22 protein-coding genes are annotated in these 16,148 nt (G+C 68.4%); 11 read left to right on the plus strand and 11 right to left on the minus strand.

Annotated elements, in window-relative coordinates; genetic code table 11:
* The first annotated feature begins 132 nt into the window (after positions 1–132).
* Both VV02_RS00675 and VV02_RS00680 read left to right on the plus strand, forming a co-directional pair.
* The gene (locus VV02_RS00675) at positions 133–942 is read left to right on the plus strand and encodes a SigB/SigF/SigG family RNA polymerase sigma factor (protein ID WP_169787613.1); all 810 of its coding nucleotides are present in this window, start codon (positions 133–135) and stop codon (positions 940–942) included.
* Between the two features lie 58 nt (positions 943–1,000).
* On the plus strand, positions 1,001–1,456 hold the full coding sequence (locus VV02_RS00680; protein ID WP_052589263.1) for a GNAT family N-acetyltransferase: 456 nt from the start codon (positions 1,001–1,003) through the stop codon (positions 1,454–1,456).
* Here the strand turns inward: VV02_RS00680 and VV02_RS00685 are convergent.
* Positions 1,429–2,826, minus strand: coding sequence for an MFS transporter (locus VV02_RS00685; protein WP_052589264.1), 1,398 nt, complete (start codon positions 2,824–2,826; stop codon positions 1,429–1,431). The two genes, VV02_RS00680 and VV02_RS00685, sit on opposite strands and share 28 nt — an antisense overlap.
* 119 nt (positions 2,827–2,945) lie before the next feature.
* Between VV02_RS00685 and VV02_RS00690 the strand changes: the two genes are divergently transcribed.
* Positions 2,946–4,022: a DNA polymerase IV gene (locus VV02_RS00690; protein ID WP_052589265.1), complete on the plus strand. Its 1,077-nt coding sequence runs from the start codon at positions 2,946–2,948 to the stop codon at positions 4,020–4,022.
* Between the two features lie 15 nt (positions 4,023–4,037).
* On the opposite strand, the gene VV02_RS00695 is transcribed toward VV02_RS00690, so the two are convergent.
* Entirely contained in the window at positions 4,038–4,595 is a 558-nt protein-coding gene (locus tag VV02_RS00695; protein WP_052589266.1) for a TetR/AcrR family transcriptional regulator, read from the minus strand.
* Between the two features lie 98 nt (positions 4,596–4,693).
* Between VV02_RS00695 and VV02_RS00700 the strand changes: the two genes are divergently transcribed.
* Positions 4,694–5,092 (plus strand): nuclear transport factor 2 family protein, encoded by a 399-nt coding sequence (locus tag VV02_RS00700; protein ID WP_052589267.1) that lies wholly within the window; start codon positions 4,694–4,696, stop codon positions 5,090–5,092.
* A gap of 124 nt (positions 5,093–5,216) precedes the next feature.
* Here VV02_RS00700 and VV02_RS00705 read toward each other — a convergent pair whose 3' ends face one another.
* Positions 5,217–5,996 carry a class I SAM-dependent methyltransferase gene (locus VV02_RS00705; protein ID WP_052589268.1) on the minus strand — a complete coding sequence of 260 codons (780 nt, stop codon included), beginning with the start codon at positions 5,994–5,996 and terminating at the stop codon, positions 5,217–5,219.
* 116 nt (positions 5,997–6,112) lie between these two features.
* Between VV02_RS00705 and VV02_RS00710 the strand changes: the two genes are divergently transcribed.
* Genes VV02_RS00710 through VV02_RS00720 form a run of 3 tightly spaced genes read left to right on the plus strand, consistent with a single transcriptional unit; the run spans position 6,113 to position 8,472 of the window.
* Entirely contained in the window at positions 6,113–6,481 is a 369-nt protein-coding gene (locus tag VV02_RS00710) for a YciI family protein (RefSeq protein ID WP_052589269.1), read from the plus strand.
* A 10-nt stretch (positions 6,482–6,491) separates the two neighbouring features.
* A complete protein-coding gene (locus tag VV02_RS00715) occupies positions 6,492–7,739 on the plus strand; it encodes an RNA polymerase sigma factor (RefSeq protein ID WP_052589270.1) in 1,248 nt (415 codons plus the stop codon).
* Positions 7,740–7,743: 4 nt separating this feature from the next.
* Positions 7,744–8,472, plus strand: coding sequence for an alpha/beta fold hydrolase (locus VV02_RS00720; RefSeq protein ID WP_052589271.1), 729 nt, complete (start codon positions 7,744–7,746; stop codon positions 8,470–8,472).
* Between the two features lie 10 nt (positions 8,473–8,482).
* Here the strand turns inward: VV02_RS00720 and VV02_RS00725 are convergent, their stop codons facing one another.
* A complete protein-coding gene (locus tag VV02_RS00725) occupies positions 8,483–8,683 on the minus strand; it encodes a DUF7489 domain-containing protein (protein WP_052589272.1) in 201 nt (66 codons plus the stop codon).
* A 157-nt stretch (positions 8,684–8,840) separates the two neighbouring features.
* On the opposite strand from VV02_RS00725, the gene VV02_RS00730 reads away from it, so the two are divergent.
* Positions 8,841–9,284 (plus strand): VOC family protein, encoded by a 444-nt coding sequence (locus VV02_RS00730; protein WP_052589273.1) that lies wholly within the window; start codon positions 8,841–8,843, stop codon positions 9,282–9,284.
* Positions 9,285–9,307: 23 nt separating this feature from the next.
* Here the strand turns inward: VV02_RS00730 and VV02_RS26235 are convergent, their stop codons facing one another.
* A complete protein-coding gene (locus tag VV02_RS26235) occupies positions 9,308–9,478 on the minus strand; it encodes a hypothetical protein (protein WP_157063204.1) in 171 nt (56 codons plus the stop codon).
* Between the two features lie 83 nt (positions 9,479–9,561).
* The gene (locus VV02_RS00735) at positions 9,562–10,131 is read right to left on the minus strand and encodes a hypothetical protein (protein ID WP_245632962.1); all 570 of its coding nucleotides are present in this window, start codon (positions 10,129–10,131) and stop codon (positions 9,562–9,564) included.
* A gap of 108 nt (positions 10,132–10,239) precedes the next feature.
* Between VV02_RS00735 and VV02_RS00740 the strand changes: the two genes are divergently transcribed.
* Positions 10,240–10,845, plus strand: coding sequence for a TetR/AcrR family transcriptional regulator (locus VV02_RS00740; protein ID WP_052589274.1), 606 nt, complete (start codon positions 10,240–10,242; stop codon positions 10,843–10,845).
* Between the two features lie 15 nt (positions 10,846–10,860).
* Here VV02_RS00740 and VV02_RS00745 read toward each other — a convergent pair whose 3' ends face one another.
* A complete protein-coding gene (locus VV02_RS00745; RefSeq protein WP_052589275.1) occupies positions 10,861–11,169 on the minus strand; it encodes a YciI-like protein in 309 nt (102 codons plus the stop codon).
* 110 nt (positions 11,170–11,279) lie between these two features.
* On the opposite strand from VV02_RS00745, the gene VV02_RS00750 reads away from it, so the two are divergent.
* On the plus strand, positions 11,280–12,131 hold the full coding sequence (locus VV02_RS00750) for an alpha/beta fold hydrolase (protein ID WP_052589276.1): 852 nt from the start codon (positions 11,280–11,282) through the stop codon (positions 12,129–12,131).
* A 100-nt stretch (positions 12,132–12,231) separates the two neighbouring features.
* Here the strand turns inward: VV02_RS00750 and VV02_RS00755 are convergent, their stop codons facing one another.
* The 3 genes from VV02_RS00755 to VV02_RS00765 all read right to left on the minus strand — a co-directional run bounded on the left by VV02_RS00755 (position 12,232) and on the right by VV02_RS00765 (position 14,029).
* Positions 12,232–12,834 (minus strand): dihydrofolate reductase family protein, encoded by a 603-nt coding sequence (locus VV02_RS00755; RefSeq protein ID WP_052589277.1) that lies wholly within the window; start codon positions 12,832–12,834, stop codon positions 12,232–12,234.
* A 1-nt stretch (position 12,835) separates the two neighbouring features.
* Positions 12,836–13,399 (minus strand): dihydrofolate reductase family protein, encoded by a 564-nt coding sequence (locus VV02_RS00760; RefSeq protein WP_052589278.1) that lies wholly within the window; start codon positions 13,397–13,399, stop codon positions 12,836–12,838.
* A 120-nt stretch (positions 13,400–13,519) separates the two neighbouring features.
* On the minus strand, positions 13,520–14,029 hold the full coding sequence (locus VV02_RS00765; RefSeq protein WP_052589279.1) for a GNAT family N-acetyltransferase: 510 nt from the start codon (positions 14,027–14,029) through the stop codon (positions 13,520–13,522).
* Positions 14,030–14,093: 64 nt separating this feature from the next.
* Here VV02_RS00765 and VV02_RS00770 point away from each other — a divergent pair, with 64 nt between their 5' ends.
* Positions 14,094–14,888: a helix-hairpin-helix domain-containing protein gene (locus VV02_RS00770; protein WP_052589280.1), complete on the plus strand. Its 795-nt coding sequence runs from the start codon at positions 14,094–14,096 to the stop codon at positions 14,886–14,888.
* On the opposite strand, the gene VV02_RS00775 is transcribed toward VV02_RS00770, so the two are convergent.
* The gene (locus VV02_RS00775) at positions 14,875–16,056 is read right to left on the minus strand and encodes an epoxide hydrolase family protein (protein WP_052589281.1); all 1,182 of its coding nucleotides are present in this window, start codon (positions 16,054–16,056) and stop codon (positions 14,875–14,877) included. The genes VV02_RS00770 and VV02_RS00775 overlap by 14 nt on opposite strands.
* Positions 16,057–16,148: the final 92 nt, after the last annotated feature.

Below are 16,148 nucleotides of genomic sequence, written 5' to 3' on the forward strand. Positions count from 1 at the left end.
TCGTCCGGACGAACGAGAATCAAGCAGCCGGCCGGGGGCTTGTGTGCAGCGCGTGACTGTGTTGTGCTGAGGCCAACACGCCAGCTCGAGCAGCGCGGTTGGCATGGCCTCTTCTTCGCGAAGCGAGTCGCCATGTCTGTCATGACCGAATCACCCGCCCCCGAGCACGTCGACGCCGAGTCGCTTCTGCGAGAAGCGAATTCCGAGTGCGATCCCATCCGGGCCGCGCGCCTGCGTGATCACGTGGTCGTCCAGCACCGCGGGCTTGCCATGAACCTGGCCCGCCGTTTCGATCGCCGCGGCGTCGAGCTCGATGACCTGCAGCAGGTCGCCCTGCTCGGCCTTGTCCTCGCCGCCCGTCGCTACCGTCCCGACAAGGGCCACGGTTTCACGGCGTTCGCCGTGCCGACGATCACAGGAGAGATCAAGCGCTACTTCCGCGATCACGGCTGGGCCGTACGCCCTCCGCGCGCCCTGCAGGAAACCCACCGTGAGATCCGAGAAGCACGCGAGTCGCTCCAGCAAGAGCTCGGACGGGACCCGAGCGCCGACGAGCTCGCCGAGGTCGTCGGATGCTCCCTCGAGGCCGTGCGCTCTGCGCAACAGGTCGAGACCCAGTACCGGTCGATCTCGCTGGATACGCCTGTTGCCGGCGAAGACTCCTCGCCGCTGCGCGACACGCTGGCCGACGACATCCGGGACTTCGACCGGGTCGACTCCGTGGTGTCGTTGCGACCCCTGCTGATGCAGCTGAGTCCACGCGAGCAGCTGATCGTCCGACTGCGGTTCGTGGACAACCTCACCCAGCGCCAGATCGGTCAACGTATCGGTGTCAGCCAGATGCAGGTCTCGCGGCTGCTGACCGACATCCTGCATCGCCTGGCCGAGCAGCTGTCCCCGTCGCACGCTCGCCCGAGGAGCCATCCAGCTCTGGCCGGCTGACGGGCGGGCCAGAGCCAAAGCGGTTGACGCCCAACGCTGATCTCGTTTCGCTGACCTCATGCTGCGCTTCGAACGGGCCGTGGACGACAAGACGCTGGAGGACTGGCGGTACGTCCACAACGTCGTGATCCCCACCGTCTCGTTGTCCTTGGACGAGGTCCGCGAGCGCACCCAGCGCAACCATCTCGAGGTCGCCTACCTGGGTGACGTCCTCGTGGGCAACTGCACGGTGTGGCCGCCGTCGGAAGAGACACCGGCAGCGAGAGTGATCGCCCGGGTGCTCGTGGAGCATCGTCGGCAGGGCTTCGGCGAGCAGCTCTATCGACGAGCGCTCGACCGGGCGCGAGCAATGGGTGCGACGACCTTCGGATCCGTTGTCCTGTCGTCCAACCCTGACGGACTCCACTTTGCGTTGCAGCACGGGTTCGTCGAGACCGAGCGCTACGTGCTGCCGGGAGAGACCATTCCGTGGATCGACCTGCAGTATCAGGACACTGCCGTTGCCAGTTCCTGAGGTGCCACGTGCGCGGGCTCGGGCTGGTCGTCGTACGACGCGCTGAGCTGCCGGTACGCCCGGCTGGAGAACGCTCGCAAAACGGCGATCAGCATCACCAGGCTGGCGACCACGAAGGTCAGGGCCATGCCGCGCGCCACACCATCGCCGAGGATCGGGCCGAAGGTGGACCGGCCCTGATCGGACGCCATGAACGGGATGATGAACAGCTGTGCCATCGGACCAATCACGAAGGCTGCCAACGGTGTTGAGGCGGTCTCGACGCTCTGGGCGAACCCGAAGACCCGGCCCTGCATCTCGAACGGGACCACGCGCTGCATGACCGTCTGCTCGGCGGCCTCCGCGACGGGGATCAAGATCATGAAGCCGAACATGCCGACCACCAGCAGCAGCTGCCACTCGCGCACGGCGGTGCCGATCCCGACCAGCGCGATGCCGACGTTGGCCAGCAGGAGCGTACGAATGGGGTTGCGTCCCAGGCCATATCGCGCGACGAGCGCTCCCCCTGCGATGAAGCCGGTGCTCGTGACACCCAGGACGAGACCCCACGACTGGACGGAGAACAGCGTCAGACCGTACGGGTCCATCAGCGTCATGAAGACGCCCATGACCAGGTTGTTGAACGTCGAGAACAGGATCAGCGGGACGAGTCCGGGCACGGCGCGGACGGTGGCCCATGTGCCACGGATGTTGATGCTGGAGGTGCCGTCTGCTGCGCGTGATGGCTGCGGTTCGTCGATGCGGATCGGCAGCAGGTGGACGAGCGAGACCACGGTGAGGCCGACCGCGATGACGACCGTGCCGCCCATCCCGAGCAGTCCGACCGCGAGTCCGCTGAAGACGCTCGTGGTCATGTGGGCCAGCCCGTTCACGGTGCCGACGAGGCCGTTGGCCTTGTCGCGCTGGTCCGCTGGGATCAGCAGCGTCACCGTGGTCGAGAGGGCGATGCCGCGCAGTCCGCCGGCGAGGCTGCCCACGACGACGAACCCGCAGAAGATCCAGAACCAGGCGCCCGACCAGTCGACCAGCTGCGCGGTCGGGATGACCGCGAAGACCAAGGCGGCTCCGGCGTACGCCACCGCTGTCGTGACGCTGGCCGCCACCATGGCGGACTTCTTGCGGTGTGAGTCGACGAGCGCTCCGAACCACGGTCCGGTGAGTGAGCCGGCGATCATCGAGAAGCCGGACAGCAGCGCGGCCGCCAGGACCGACTTGGTCTCCAGGTAGACCCAGAACGTCAACGCGAACGACAGGAAGGTGCCGGTCACGTTGGCGATGAGGACGTTGACGAGGATCCGGCGGAAGGTGGCAGCGCCGTTCGCAGGCGTGAACTCAGCTGCTGGCTGGTCCTCGTGGACTGTGGTGGTCATCGCTCGCTCCTTGCGGCTCGTGCGGCTCGTTGGCCGCTCCTCACCAACACCACGAACGGGCTGGGCCGAATACGACACGGTCCGCCGTGTCTGTCTGACGGTCCGGGCAAGATGGGCGCATGACGGCCTGGGTGCTGCATGTGGACATGGACCAGTTCCTGGCTGCCGTCGAGATCCTGCGTCACCCTGAGCTCGCCGGGAAGCCCGTCGTCGTGGGCGGTCGCGGCGACCCGACCGAGCGGGCCGTGGTCTCGACGGCGTCGTACGAAGCCCGCGAGTTCGGCATCCGCTCCGGCATGCCGCTCAAGACCGCCGTCCGCAAGTGCCCGGACGCGGTGTTCCTGCCCGTCGACTTCCCGGTGTACGAGGCGGCGTCCGCGCGGGTGATGGAGACGCTGCGTGCCCATCCCGGCGCGGTGGTCGAGCTGCTCGGCTGGGACGAGGCGTTCGTCGGCATCGACACCGACGACCCCGAGGTGACCGCCCGCGCGATCCAGGCCGCGGTGCTCGAGGCGACCCAGCTGCACTGCTCCGTCGGGATCGGCGACACCAAGGTGCGCGCAAAGGTCGCGACGGACTTCGGCAAGCCGCGCGGGACGTACCGCCTCACCGAGGACAACTGGATGGAGGTGATGGGCGACCGTCCGACGAAGGCACTGTGGGGAGTGGGTCCGCGTATCGCAGAGCGGTTGGCATCATTGGGGATTCGCACGGTTCGCGATCTGGCCGGCGCACCGGATGAGCCGCTGATCGAGGAGTTCGGACCCAACACGGGGCCGCACATCGGCCGACTCGGTCGCGGCGCCGGCAGTGCCACCGTCGACGACACCCCGTGGGTGGCGCGCGCGCACGGGCGGGAGACGACGTACCAGCACAATCTCCAGTCCCCGGAGGAGATCGCTGCGGCGATCCGCGTGCTCGCCGATCAGGTGGTCGAGGACATCCGCGCCGAGGGGCGCGCGTGCATGCGGGTCCACCTGAAGGTGCGGTTCGCGCCCTTCTTCACGGCGAGCCGGATCCGCAAGCTGGACGAGCCGACGTACGACCCGGCCGTCATCGCGGACACCGCACTCGCGCTGCTCGCCAAGCTGGACGACGACCGCCCGATCCGATTGCTCGGCGTACGCGCGGAGATGGTGCCGCCAGAGGGCGGGTACGACCCGCCCCGCTCCCACGGACGCCGCGGTTCGCCTTGACGCCACGCTGAGCGGTCAGTCGAGGATCGCGGCGGCGAGGTCGCGCGCCGCGTGACCGGGGTGGCGGCCGTCTTGCGTCGCCCCCATCACCAAGGTCCCCTCGATCAGTAGGTGGAGCTGCTCAGCCGCGCCCTCCGGCCGGTCGTGACCTGTGGCCTTCAGCTCGCGCACAAGAAGGGAACGGAGCCGCTGTCGGAATGACGCGGTCTCCGCGTGCGCCGGGTGATCAGGCTCCGCGAGCGCGAGGTCCGTCGCGAAGTACCGACAGCCGCGGAAGTCCGGGTTCGAGACGAGCTCATCAAGCCGATCGAAGAGGCCGAGCAGGCGGTCCCGTGGCTCCGCCTCGGCGGCCAACGCGCTCTCGTACCACGCCAGATCCTCCTCGGCAGCCCGCCGTAGCACTGCCTCGATCAGGCCGTCCTTGCCGCCGAAGTGCTCGTAGAGCGACCTGCGCGCGACATTGGCGTCCTTGAGGAGCGCGTCCACACCGACCGAGGCACCACGCGCGTAGAAGAGCTGTTGTCCTGCGACGAGCAGGCGCTCGCGTGGTCCTGCTGGTGACGTCCCGCTCATGCCTGACCCTTTGTTCGACTCATGGGGTCTTGACGGTAGACCGATTGGTCTATAACGTCCAATATAGACCAATCGGTCTACCTATCTAGGAGGACACCATGACCACTTCAGATGCGCCGACAGCCACGGACACCGCCGAGACCGTCGCCCTGTTCAACGAGGCTTTTCGGCTTCGCGACAAGGAGGCCCTCGCTGCGCTGGTCCATGACGACTGCCTGATGGTGTCGGTCCAGCCGGCCCCGGACGGCACTCCCTACGTCGGGAAGGACGCGTGCGTCGCGTTCTGGGGCGAGTTGATGGACGACGAGTCGACGACCTTCGAGGTCCAGCGCGTGCTTGCGGACGGCGACTGGGCAACCGTGCAGTGGCGATACCGCTTCGGGCCCACCGATGCCGAGTCCGTCCTGGGCGTGAACGTCACGCGCGTGAGCGGTGGTCAGGTCATCGAGCAGCTCGGCTACACCAAGACGCCGGGCAGCCTCCCTCTTCCGGAGTGAGGTCAGCTCGGCGGGTCCGACTCCGAACGGGCGTGGATCGTCGACCCGATCAACGACGAGAGCGAGAGCCGGCACCTGCAGGTGAGTACGACGTAGCCTGCGGTCTGGGCGTGGGCGACCGCGTTCAGCCTTCCGGTGACAGCCGCCGAGTCCGCAGGACGCCGGTCAGCAGCGGAAGCGTGAACTCGCCTGCAGCAGTGGCTGATTCGCTCGCGAGGAAGGCGCGGATCAGGCCGAGCGCGACCTCGCGCTCCTGGTCGGCCATGACCAGCATGCCGGCGCGCGTGCCGAGCGTCCCGACGAGGGAGTCGGCGGTGCGGCGCTGCCCGTGCGGGAACTCCGCCTGCTCCGGAGAACCGAACCGGGCCGTCACGCCAGCGCCCGGGAGGTGCATGCCGTCCGTCGCTCCGCGCCAGCTGGTCAACGTGTCGCGCGGCCCGATCGCCGCCGGCCCGCTGACTCGCTCAAGTCCGGCGACCCAGTCGACGCGGTCGTCCATGACATTCCACAGCCCGGCCAGGACACCTCCGGGCGCGAGGACTCTGGCGATCTCCGGGCCTGCCACGTCCATGTCGAACCAGTGCATCGCGTTGCCGGACACCACGGCGTCGACAGAACCGTCCGGCAAGGCGATGCACTCGGCACTGCCCGGCAGGGCGCGTACAGCCGGGAGCGCTCGACGCAGCTCAGCCAGCATCTTGACGTCCGGCTCCACAGCAACGACGTCCGCACCCAGCTCGACGAGCACGGCCGTGAGCTTGCCGGTGCCGGCGCCGAGATCGAGTACCCGCATGCCGGGCGCAGATTCGAGCGCCCACCGCACTGCCGCCTCCGCGTAGTCAGGGCGGTGCTCGGCGTACGCCGCCGCTGCCGTGCCGAACGATGAGCTGAGGCGTTCGTCCATGCGGCCAACCTACGTGTCGACAAACTTGTCAGGATGAGGTGTCGAATCTCCCGGACCCGTGACGACCAACAGGCACACGGCGCCACCCGGGCGTCACGAATCACCGGAGGCACACCATGAAGTACGTCATCCTGATGCAGGTCGACCCCGCCGTTCTCGAGGGCCTGACCGAGGAGCAGGGCAAGCAGATCGGCGCCGGCCACGAGGCGTTCATGAAGGCCACGCGAGAGTCGGGAGAGTTCATCGCGACCAACGCGCTCGGCGACCCCAGCCAGAGCAAGGTCGTACGTTCCACGAACGGTTCGCCGGTCGTCACCGACGGGCCGTTCCTCGAGTCGAAGGAATTCATGGGCGGCTACTACCTGCTCGACGTCGAGAACGAGGCGCGCGCCATCGAGCTCGCTCAGCAGATCCCGGACGCGCAGATCGACGGTCTGGCGCTAGAGATCCGACCGGTGATGTTCTCCGCCGACGCCGACAGCTGAGCAGCTGACCGTGGCAACGACGGGCGAGGACCAGTGGCGTGCACTCGCGCCGCAGGTCCTCGCTCGGCTGCTGCGGGCGTACGGCAGCGACCAGCTCGACGCGTGTGAGGACGCGGTCCAGGAGGCGATGGCCGAGGCGTACGTCGCGTGGCCGGCGAAGCCTCCCACCGACCCCCTCGCGTGGCTGGTGACCGTCGCTCGCCGGCGGTACGTCGATCACGTACGTTCCGATGTCCGTCGCCGTGCACGAGAAACTCGCGAATCCGCTTTGCTCTCACCGCTGCTCGACGCCGCGCCGGGCAAGGAGGACGACAGCCTTGAGATGCTCCAGCTCTGCTGCCACCCGACGCTGACACCGTCGGCACAGATCACCCTGACGCTGCGGGCGGTGGCCGGACTGACCACTCAGCAGATCGGCGCGGCGATGCTGCTGCCCGAGGCGACCGTCGCGCAGCGCATCACTCGCGCCAAGCGCCGAATCGTGAACGCTGGCAATGCTTTTCCCTCGCCCGACTCACCCGATGATCGACTCGATCCGGTCCTGAGTGTGCTCTACCTGATGCTCACCGAGGCGCACCACACGGCGACCGGCCAGCCGGCGTACGACGTGGACCTCGGCGATGAGGCCGTACGCCTGACTCGCCTTGTCCATCGCGCTCACCCCCGCGACTCCGAGGTGACAGGCCTGCTCGCGCTGATGCTGCTGACGATCGCACGCCGCGACGCCCGCATCAGCGAAGGCGAGCTCGTGCCGCTGGCCGACCAGGACCGCAGCCTCTGGCGACGCGACTTCGTCACGGAGGCGCTCGCCTTGCTCGAGGCGACGGTGCCGGGAGCGACGCCCGGTCCGTACCTGCTGCAAGCGTGCATCGCCGCGATCCACGCATCGGCGGCTGACACGGACACCACCGACTGGCGCGAGATCGCGGCGCTCTATCGCGCGCTGGAGCAGGTGAGCCCCGACAACCCCGCGGTCCGGCTCAACCGAATCGCGGCCGAGGCGATGGTGCTCGGCAACGCGCACGGGCTGCGTGAGCTGGACCGCCTGGAGGCCGACCACCCTGAGGTGCCGCGGTTGAGCAGTGTGCGGGCCCACCTGCTCCAGCGCGTCGGCGACCGTGAGGCCGCAGCTGCGGCCTACCGCCGAGCGATCGAGCAGGCAACGAACATCGCAGAGCAGCGGCAGCTCACCCATCGCTTGCGGGAAGTCACGGGCAACGATGCGGACACCGGCTGTCCGCTTTCCGGGCGACCATGAACGTATGACAACGCACACAAGCACCGCGCCGACGATCGTCCTGGTCCCCGGCCACTGGCTCGGCTCATGGGCCTGGGATGCCGTCGCCGACGAGCTGCGGAGTCGCGGGCGAGATGTCGTCGCCGTGACGCTTCCAGGGCTGGATCCTGATGATCCTCAACGGAGTTCGGCGACCCTGACCATGCAGGCTGATGCGCTGGCCGCCGCGGTGCAGGCTGCTTCCGAGGGGTCACCGCCCGTACTCGTAGCCCACAGCGGTGCGGGCGCCCCGACGTCGATCGTGCTCGACCGTGACCCGACCTCGGTCACGCGCGTCGTCTACGTCGACAGCGGCCCGTCAGGGGACGGCTCGGCGTTCGACGCGACCCTGCCGGCCGACGTGACCGAGCTGCCGCTGCCGGCGTACGACGACCTCGTGGCTAGCCTCGACGGCCTCGACGATGAGCAGCTCCGGACGTTCCGCGAGAGGGCGGTCCCGGAGCCGGGCGGCGTCGTACGCGAGCCAGTCGAGCTCTCCAACGACGCCCGGCGTGACGTGCCGACCACGATCATCGCGAGCTCGTACCCGTCGGACGTGCTGATGCGGATGGCGCGCGAAGGCAACCCGATGATGGCCGAGGTGGCCGAGCTGCGTGACCTGGAACTGGTCGACCTGCCCACCGGGCACTGGCCGATGTGGAGCCGGCCGCGCGAGCTCGCTGCCGCCATCGCCGATGCGGGCGCCACGCGCTGAGCCCGCCCGCTCAGCTCTTGACGGGGTCCTGCCCGCCCGCCTTGCTGACGGTGTCACCCTCGGCCACCGCGTCCCACAGCTTGCGGTCGACCTTGACCTTGGTGGTGCTGCCGTCAGCCAGCTGAATCTTCAGGCGGCGGTACATGTTCGAGCCATCCAACAGGCCGCGGGACTTCTTGACCACGGTGCCTTCCCAGCTGTCGTTCGCCATCGTTCACTCCTTCGTCGCCGGTTCTTGTCCGTGCCAGCCTGGCCCGCCCGACTGGTCCGCACACCAACCACGAGGCTCGTGTCGCGAATCGGAAGTCGTTGGACGACGCGACTTTGGTCTGACTCCGCGGCCGACGTTCCCGGAGCAGGATGGGCGCATGTCGCAGATACGAGCTTTTGATCACGTCGGGATCACCGTTGCGGACCTCGATGGGGTGACAGCGTTCTTCGTGGAGCTGGGCCTGGAGGTCGTCGGATCGCGGATGTTCGTGGAGGGCGAGTTCCTCGACACGGTCATCGGCATCCCCAACTCCCGCACCGAGATCGTCATGCTCCAAGCGCCTGGCGGAGGTACGACGCTGGAGCTGTCGAGCTTCGAGCGTCCCGACCACAAGCCCGGGTCTCCGACCGCGATGGCCAACGAGCTGGGGCTGCGCAACGTGGCCTTCGTGGTCGACGACGTCCCGGCGGCCGTCAACCGTCTAGCCGCAGACGGCTACGGGCTGGTTGGCGGCATCGGTGAGTACGAGGACGTCTGGCGGATGGCGTACGTCCGCGGCCCGGAAGGCATCATCGTCTCGTTGGCGCAGCAGATCGGCTGACGGCCGAGCCGCACCTGATCTGATCAGAGGCCGTTGCCGCTCACGGGCGGAATCGACCACTCGTTGGTGTCGCCGACGAGCCCCTGGATGTCCTTCTTGTCCGCGTCCGCGGCCGTGGGTCGACGCGTCGACAACGCCGCGACGACTCCAACACCGAGGGCTATCAAGACGACTAGAGCAATGGCAATCAGCATGTCGGTCCCTCCCTGACCAGCGTCCGCGCCGGTTCGGCGAGACGGTCTGCCCAGTAGAGCACGCGTACGACGCGCAGCTGTGACTACGGCTTCACGCGGAGCGCAGAGATCAGGAAGAAGATCCCGCCGAGCACGGCGTACCCCGCGAGACTGGTCAGGGCCGGGTCATCCTGCGAGGCCATCGCGATGAACGACGCCCCAGCGACCGTGGAGATGCCGCCGCTGAAGATCATCGCCCACTGCCCACCGAGCCGACGTCGCCGAAGACCGAGCACGAGCTGAACCACTCCGGCCAGCACCGCCCAGGCGCCCCACACCCTTAGGACGGCGGGCACGCCTGATGCCGCTGCGAGCGCGAGTCCGAGCGCGGCGACAGCACTGATCACGATGTTCAGCCGGAGCTCCCGAGCTCGCGACGCTCGGGCATCGATGACCGCGCTCGCGACGTCGACCAACGGGTAGAGGACGAGCAGTACGCCTGCCACGAGTCCCAGGTCGGACCCGGTCAGCGCCAGCAGCGCGGCCCAGACCACGGCGAATCCGAAGCGGGCGAGGTAGAGGCGGCGAAGCGTGGCGGCTGTCGCCGAAGTCGACTCCGTGGCCGGCTGTTCGAGCACCGGGTCGGACGTCGTGTGGTCAGTCGTGGGAGACATGGCGGCCCTTCCAGCAAGGTAGAGAGAACGGTCGTTCTCCCACCAAGGACCGTGCCACGCCCGGCGACCACTGTCAAGACCGATCGTTCTTTCCGCTAGCCTGCCCGCATGGCTGCCACGACGTCATCAGGACGCCCTTCCGAGGCCCGCGAGCGCCTGCTCGCCACCACGACGGGGCTCTTCTACGCCCAGGGCATCCACTCCGTCGGCGTCGAGCGGATCGTCGCCGAGGCCAAGGTGACGCGGGCGACCTTCTACCGGCACTTCGCGAGCAAGGAAGATCTCGTGGTCGCCTATCTCCAGGGCATCCACGAGCACGTCCGCGCCAACTATGAGCACTCCGTGGCCAGCGGCAAGCCCGCGCCCGACGTCATTCGGGACATCGGCCAGCAGATCGTCGAGGAGATCAGGACGCCCGGGTTTCGTGGCTGCGCGTTCCTCAACGCGGCGGCCGAATATCCCGATCCGGACCATTCAGTGCACCAGGTGATCCTCAGCCATCGGCGCTGGTTCCTGGACCTGATCACCGACCTGTTCGCCCAGAACCGCGACGTACGACCCGTCGGGCTCGCGCTGCACTTCGTCATGCTGCGCGACGGTGTGATGGCGGCCGGCTACCTCGGCGACCCGGTCGAGGCCGCCGACACGTTCTCACGTGGAGTCGACGGCATGCTCAGGTACAACCTGCTCGAGATCCCACCCGCCAAGAGCTAGCGGCGAGCCCCGTTTCTACTCGGCATCGGGGCGGACGGGCGTTGCCGCCGTGGGACCGACGACGGTCGTCCACGGCTCGACGCGCCAGCTCTGCACGACTCCCTTGAGGACGTACGGGTCGGCCTCGGCGAAGGCCTCCACGGCCGCGGCGTCCGGCACATCAAAGACGAGCAGCCCTTCGGCCGGCGGATCGCCCACGGCGCCGCCGAGCACGAGCTCGCCACGGTCGGCGGCCGCCCAGGCGTAGCGCAGGTGAATGGGCCGCACCGCCTCGCGCTTCTCGAGGTAGTCGCTCGCGTAGGTGTAGGTCAGCGTGAAGTGCATCCGTCCTCCAATGTCCGGCGCCCGAGACCTCGAGACTCTCGACCCGTCCAGTATCGCGACGCTCGCACGTAGCGTGTTCCGTGAGCATCCGGCTGGCTGGAGGATTGACGATGCATTCGTTCCGTACGCCTGACGGCGTCACGCTCGGGGTCGAGCACTTCGGTGACGAGGCGGCCCCTCTCGTACTGCTCGCGGGCAGCACCACCATGTTGTCCTGGCCCGACCCGCTCTGCGAGGCGCTCGCCCACGGCGGTCGGCACGTCGTGCGCTACGACCTGCGCGACTCCGGGACGTCGACGACCATCGACCCCGAGGCACCGGCGTACACACTGCGCGACCTTGCCGCGGACGCAGCGACACTCGCCCGCGGACTGGACGACCGGCCCGCGCACCTGGCAGGCATCGGCGTCAGCGGGATGGTGGCTCAGGTCGCCGCGCTCGACCACCCCGACGCGTTCTCGGCTCTCACCCTCGTCGGCACGCGACCGGTCGCGCCGGGCCCGGTCGATGACGACCTGCCCGACCACGACACGGCAGCGATGGGCACGCTGTTCGAGCGCGCGATTCCCGACTGGTCCGACCGGGCTGCGGTGGCCGAGTACGCCGCCGGTGGCGCTGAGATCCTCGGCAATGACCCGGCCGCGGCGCGCGCGACTGCCGAGCGCATCTTCGACCGTGCGCCAGGCACGGAGCCGTCGGTCCAGATGGCCAACCAGCTGGGGATGGTCTTCTCCAGGCTGGACTGCACTCCGCGCTGGCGCGAGCGTCTGCCCGAGCTCGCCATCCCGACCCTTGTCGTACACGGCCGTCGCGACCCGTTCTTCCCGGTCGGGAATGGCGAAGCACTCGCCCGCGAGATCCCCGACGCCCGGCTTCTCGTACTCGAACAGGCCGGGACCGCGATCCCGGCCTCCGCTGCCGATGACGTGGCCACCGCGATGCTGGCGCTGCAGACGTCTTGAGCCGTTTGCGAAGTCGTAAGCAGAAGTGCGGCCGAGCGCACTTCTGCTTACGACTCGCCTGACCGAGCGGAGTTGTCCGGTCCCACAAACGGACACACGGTCACCGGATCACGGGGAAGACGAGGTGGGTGACTCGGTCACCTTGGATGCAGGTGGTCGGGTTGCCCAGCAGGACGCCGTCCGCGTCGAGCACTCCGAAGAATGGACGATTGCCCTCTCCCATGATCACGGGCACGAGATCGACCGCCACTTCGTCGAGCAGCCCCAGGTTCAGTGCTTGCCGGGCGATGGTGCCTCCGGCGACGGCGACGACGCGGTCACCTGCGATGGCCTGTGCTTGTGCGACCGCGGACTCCACGCCATCGGTCACGAACGTGAACGGCGCGTCGGGATGCTCCTCCACCCAGGCCGTCGGCACGTGGTGGGTCACCACGAAGATGGGAGCGTCCAGGCTGTGGCGACCCTGCCAGCCGTTGGTCACGTCGAACAGCTCACGGCCGCAGACCAGCGCACCGAGGGAGGTAGTCCAGCGCTTCCAGTGCTCCGCACTCGCCGGGCTCACGTGGACGGTGAAGTCCCCGGCCGGAGCTGGCACGGCGACCTCTCCGTTCTGCAACCAGTCGAAGAGGTGACCGATGGAGTTGTCCTGCTTGGCGACGTACCCGTCCAGCGACATGATCGCCTGCGCTTGAACCTTGCCCATGTCAGTTCCCTCCGTCACGGCGCTGAGGACGGTAGATCTGCACGCTGATCCCGCTGGGATAGGGCGTGGATTCCACGAGGTCGAGGTGCCGCGACGCTGGCAGCTGGTCGAAGAGGGCCTGACCGCGGCCGAGCACCAGGGGCTGGACGAACAGGCGGTACTCATCGATGAGGTCCTCGGCCGCGAGCGCACCCGCAAACGTCGCACCGCCCCACACGATGGCGTCACCACCGGGTTCGGCTTTGATGGCGGCGATCTCGGTCGCGAGGTCGCCACGCGCAACCCTGGTCTCCGCCCACGTGGCGTCAGCATCGTCGAGGGTCTTCGAGAACACGACCTTCGGGATGTCGTTCATCGGAGCGGCGTACGCGTCGTCCGACGTCGGCCAGTAGGGCGACATCTCCTCGTACGACTTACGCCCCATCACATGGGCGCCCGCCTTGCGGATCTGCTCCAGCTTCCACTGCTTCACCTCGGCATCGGCGACCGCCATACCCGGGTGCTCGCGGTCGCTACTGACGAACCCATCCAGCGACATGGACATGTACAAGACGACCTCACGCATGACGGTCTTCCTTTCGTGGAGAGGACTTCCGAAGCCCTCACGTCCGGGGCGGCCAATCGGCCGCCTCTCACCCATTCCACGAAGAGGAGCCGCCGAATGCGACAGTCAGGCTCGAGCCCCTCAGCCCAAGCGAAGCTCGAAGAACCGCCAGAGGTGCTGCAGGTCTGCAGGGATCTCCGAACCGTCGTACGCCGACCGCTCCACGAAACCGCGCGACTCGTAGAGCCGGTGGGCGTCGTCCATGAAGCGGTTGCTGTCCAGCCGGACCGTCTGCGCCTGCAGCTCGTCGCGTGACAGCGCCAACATCCAGTCGAGCATCGCCGAACCGACATGCGCGCCACGGTGCTCGGGGCGTACGAACATCCGCTTGATCTCGACGGCACCGTCGTTCTGTACGCGCATCGCGGCGACGCCGGCGGGCGCGCCGTCGACCTCGGCGAGCGCGATGAGGCCGGACGGTCTGCGGTACGCGTCGAGCGCAGCAGCCGTGTGCTGCGCATCTCCCGTCATCGCGAAGCCGTAGGTGCGCTCGAACGTGGCGAGCGCCCACGTCATGTACTCGGTCATCAGCTCGAGCACGACGCCGTCGTCAAGGGCGGATGCTTCTCGGACTCGGGACCGGTTCAACACCGACTGATCGTTGCACCCGCTCGATCGCCCAGCCCGCGCGCCTTCGCACTGCCAGAGTGATCGCATGATGATTCGCGTGGCCGAGCTGGCCGCCATCAAGAGCGGCGACATCGATGTCGCCTTCCGTCGGTGGACGTCGCCTCGCGTCGTGGTTGGTACGCGGATGCGCACCGTTGTCGGACTGGTCGAGGTGACGTCGGTGGACGAGGTCGCGGAGTCGGAGCTGACCGAGGACGACGGCCGGCGCGCGGGCGCGGAGTCTTTGTCGTCGCTGCTCGCGGGCCTTGCTGCTCGCCCGGACGACCCGATCTGGCGGGTCGGTCTGACGTACGCCGGCCCGGACCCGCGCGAGGCGCTGCGCTCGACCGTGCCCGACGCGGCAGGCATCGCCGAGATCGAGGAGCGGTTGGCCCGCCTCGACCGCGCGTCGTCGTACGGCGCCTGGACGCGCGAGACCCTCGACCTGGTCGACGCGCACCCCGAACGCCGAGCGCCCGAACTCGCCGCGCTGGTCGGCCGAGAGACCGCCGACTTCAAGAAGGACGTCCGCAAGCTCAAGGAGCTCGGCCTGACCGAGTCGCTCGACATCGGCTACCGGCTCTCACCGCGTGGGGAAGCCGTGGTGGACGCCCGCCTGGACCGACCGCGCAAGCGCGCGCCGCGGCCGGACGGCACCCCGCTGCCGAAGATCGGCGCCCCGGCCACCCGTGCGCTGCGCGACATCGGGGTGCGCTCGCTCGAGGCCGTGACGGCGTACTCCGAGGACGAGCTGCGCGCGATGCACGGCGTCGGCCCGATCGCTGTGACGCGGCTCAAGGAAGCGCTGGCCGAAGCCGGCCTGAAACTCAAGGCAACGTAGACCCGGCGAGCACCGCCGCGAGGCCTTCTTGCAGGTCTTTGACGAAGTACTCGGGCACTTCCAGCGACGGGAAGTGTCCACCGCGTTCGGGCTCGTTCCATCGGACGATCTGGCGGTACCGCTCCTGCGCCCACGGGCGCGGGCACTTCTCGATGTCGCGCGGATACATCGTGATGGCCGCCGGGACGTCGACCCGCAGCTCGGGGTCGAGCGAGTTGTGGCTCTCGTAGTAGATGCGGGCGGCTGATGCGCCCGTCCGCGTCAGCCAATAGAGGGTGACGTCGTCCAGGATCCGGTCTCTGGAGATCGTCTCGAACGGGCTGTCCTCGGTGTCCGACCACTCGGCGAACTTGTCGAGGATCCAGGCGAGCAGCCCGACCGGTGAGTCGACAAGTGAGTAGCCGATGGTCTGTGGCCGAGTCGCCTGCTGCTTCGCGTACGCGCCGCTCGGGCCCTCGTAGAAGTCACGGGTCTCCTCGGTCCACCTGCGCTCCACTGCCGTCAGCCCGTCCGTGGTCAGGCCGGGCGGTCCCTCCGCGAAAGTGCTGTGGATGCCGAGGACGTGCGCCGGGTATCGACCGGCGAGCACCGTGGTGATGTTGCCTCCCCAGTCGCCGCCGTGGGCTGCGAACCGGTCGTAGCCGAGCCGCGCCATTAGCTCCACCCACGCGGCCGCGATCTTCTCGGCGCCCCACCCGGTGGTGGCCGGCTTGTCGCTGAAGCCGAAGCCGGGGAGCGACGGGACCACGACGTGGAACGCCGGCGCGTCTGCATCCTTCGGATCCGCCAGCTCGTCCACGACATCGACGAACTCAGCCACGCTGCCCGGCCAGCCGTGCGTCAGGATCAGCGGCGTGGCATCTGCACGCGCGGATCGGCGGTGCAGGAAGTGGATCCCCAGACCGTCAATGGTCGTACGGAACTGACCGATCCCGTTCAGGCGCTCCTCGAACGCTCGCCAGTCGTACGTCGTGCGCCAGTAGTCCACGACCTCGACGAGGTCGGCGAGAGGCACGCCCTGCGCCCATCGGCCAGGGCCGGGCGCGGCGCCGCTGACCGTCTCGGGCTCCGGTAGCCGCGCTGCGGCCAGTCGTGCGCGCAGCTCATCGAGTTCGGCGTCAGGTGCGTGGGCTTCAAAGGCGTGTACGTCGTCGGCTGGGCTGGACATGCGACCTCCTGGCCATCGTTGGGCCGGCTTCTGCGCGGAACCGGCTAAGACGGTTCTAACAGGTTTCCGAGCCGTCCCACAACCACCTAAGG

It is taken from the genome of Luteipulveratus mongoliensis (genome assembly GCF_001190945.1).
Lineage (GTDB): Bacteria > Actinomycetota > Actinomycetes > Actinomycetales > Dermatophilaceae > Luteipulveratus > Luteipulveratus mongoliensis.

Coding starts and splice junctions, on each gene's coding strand:
- VV02_RS00755 (WP_052589277.1), bottom strand. CDS start 12,834: ATGGGCAAGGTTCAAGCGCAGGCGATCATGTCGCTGGACGGGTACGTC.
- VV02_RS00705 (WP_052589268.1), bottom strand. CDS start 5,996: ATGGACGAACGCCTCAGCTCATCGTTCGGCACGGCAGCGGCGGCGTAC.
- VV02_RS00775 (WP_052589281.1), bottom strand. CDS start 16,056: ATGTCCAGCCCAGCCGACGACGTACACGCCTTTGAAGCCCACGCACCT.
- VV02_RS00735 (WP_245632962.1), bottom strand. CDS start 10,131: ATGTCTCCCACGACTGACCACACGACGTCCGACCCGGTGCTCGAACAG.
- VV02_RS00685 (WP_052589264.1), bottom strand. CDS start 2,826: ATGACCACCACAGTCCACGAGGACCAGCCAGCAGCTGAGTTCACGCCT.
- VV02_RS00760 (WP_052589278.1), bottom strand. CDS start 13,399: ATGCGTGAGGTCGTCTTGTACATGTCCATGTCGCTGGATGGGTTCGTC.
- VV02_RS00700 (WP_052589267.1), top strand. CDS start 4,694: ATGACCACTTCAGATGCGCCGACAGCCACGGACACCGCCGAGACCGTC.
- VV02_RS00730 (WP_052589273.1), top strand. CDS start 8,841: ATGTCGCAGATACGAGCTTTTGATCACGTCGGGATCACCGTTGCGGAC.
- VV02_RS00750 (WP_052589276.1), top strand. CDS start 11,280: ATGCATTCGTTCCGTACGCCTGACGGCGTCACGCTCGGGGTCGAGCAC.
- VV02_RS00720 (WP_052589271.1), top strand. CDS start 7,744: ATGACAACGCACACAAGCACCGCGCCGACGATCGTCCTGGTCCCCGGC.
- VV02_RS00680 (WP_052589263.1), top strand. CDS start 1,001: ATGCTGCGCTTCGAACGGGCCGTGGACGACAAGACGCTGGAGGACTGG.
- VV02_RS26235 (WP_157063204.1), bottom strand. CDS start 9,478: ATGCTGATTGCCATTGCTCTAGTCGTCTTGATAGCCCTCGGTGTTGGA.
- VV02_RS00745 (WP_052589275.1), bottom strand. CDS start 11,169: ATGCACTTCACGCTGACCTACACCTACGCGAGCGACTACCTCGAGAAG.
- VV02_RS00690 (WP_052589265.1), top strand. CDS start 2,946: ATGACGGCCTGGGTGCTGCATGTGGACATGGACCAGTTCCTGGCTGCC.
- VV02_RS00675 (WP_169787613.1), top strand. CDS start 133: ATGTCTGTCATGACCGAATCACCCGCCCCCGAGCACGTCGACGCCGAG.
- VV02_RS00740 (WP_052589274.1), top strand. CDS start 10,240: ATGGCTGCCACGACGTCATCAGGACGCCCTTCCGAGGCCCGCGAGCGC.
- VV02_RS00770 (WP_052589280.1), top strand. CDS start 14,094: ATGATGATTCGCGTGGCCGAGCTGGCCGCCATCAAGAGCGGCGACATC.
- VV02_RS00695 (WP_052589266.1), bottom strand. CDS start 4,595: ATGAGCGGGACGTCACCAGCAGGACCACGCGAGCGCCTGCTCGTCGCA.
- VV02_RS00710 (WP_052589269.1), top strand. CDS start 6,113: ATGAAGTACGTCATCCTGATGCAGGTCGACCCCGCCGTTCTCGAGGGC.
- VV02_RS00725 (WP_052589272.1), bottom strand. CDS start 8,683: ATGGCGAACGACAGCTGGGAAGGCACCGTGGTCAAGAAGTCCCGCGGC.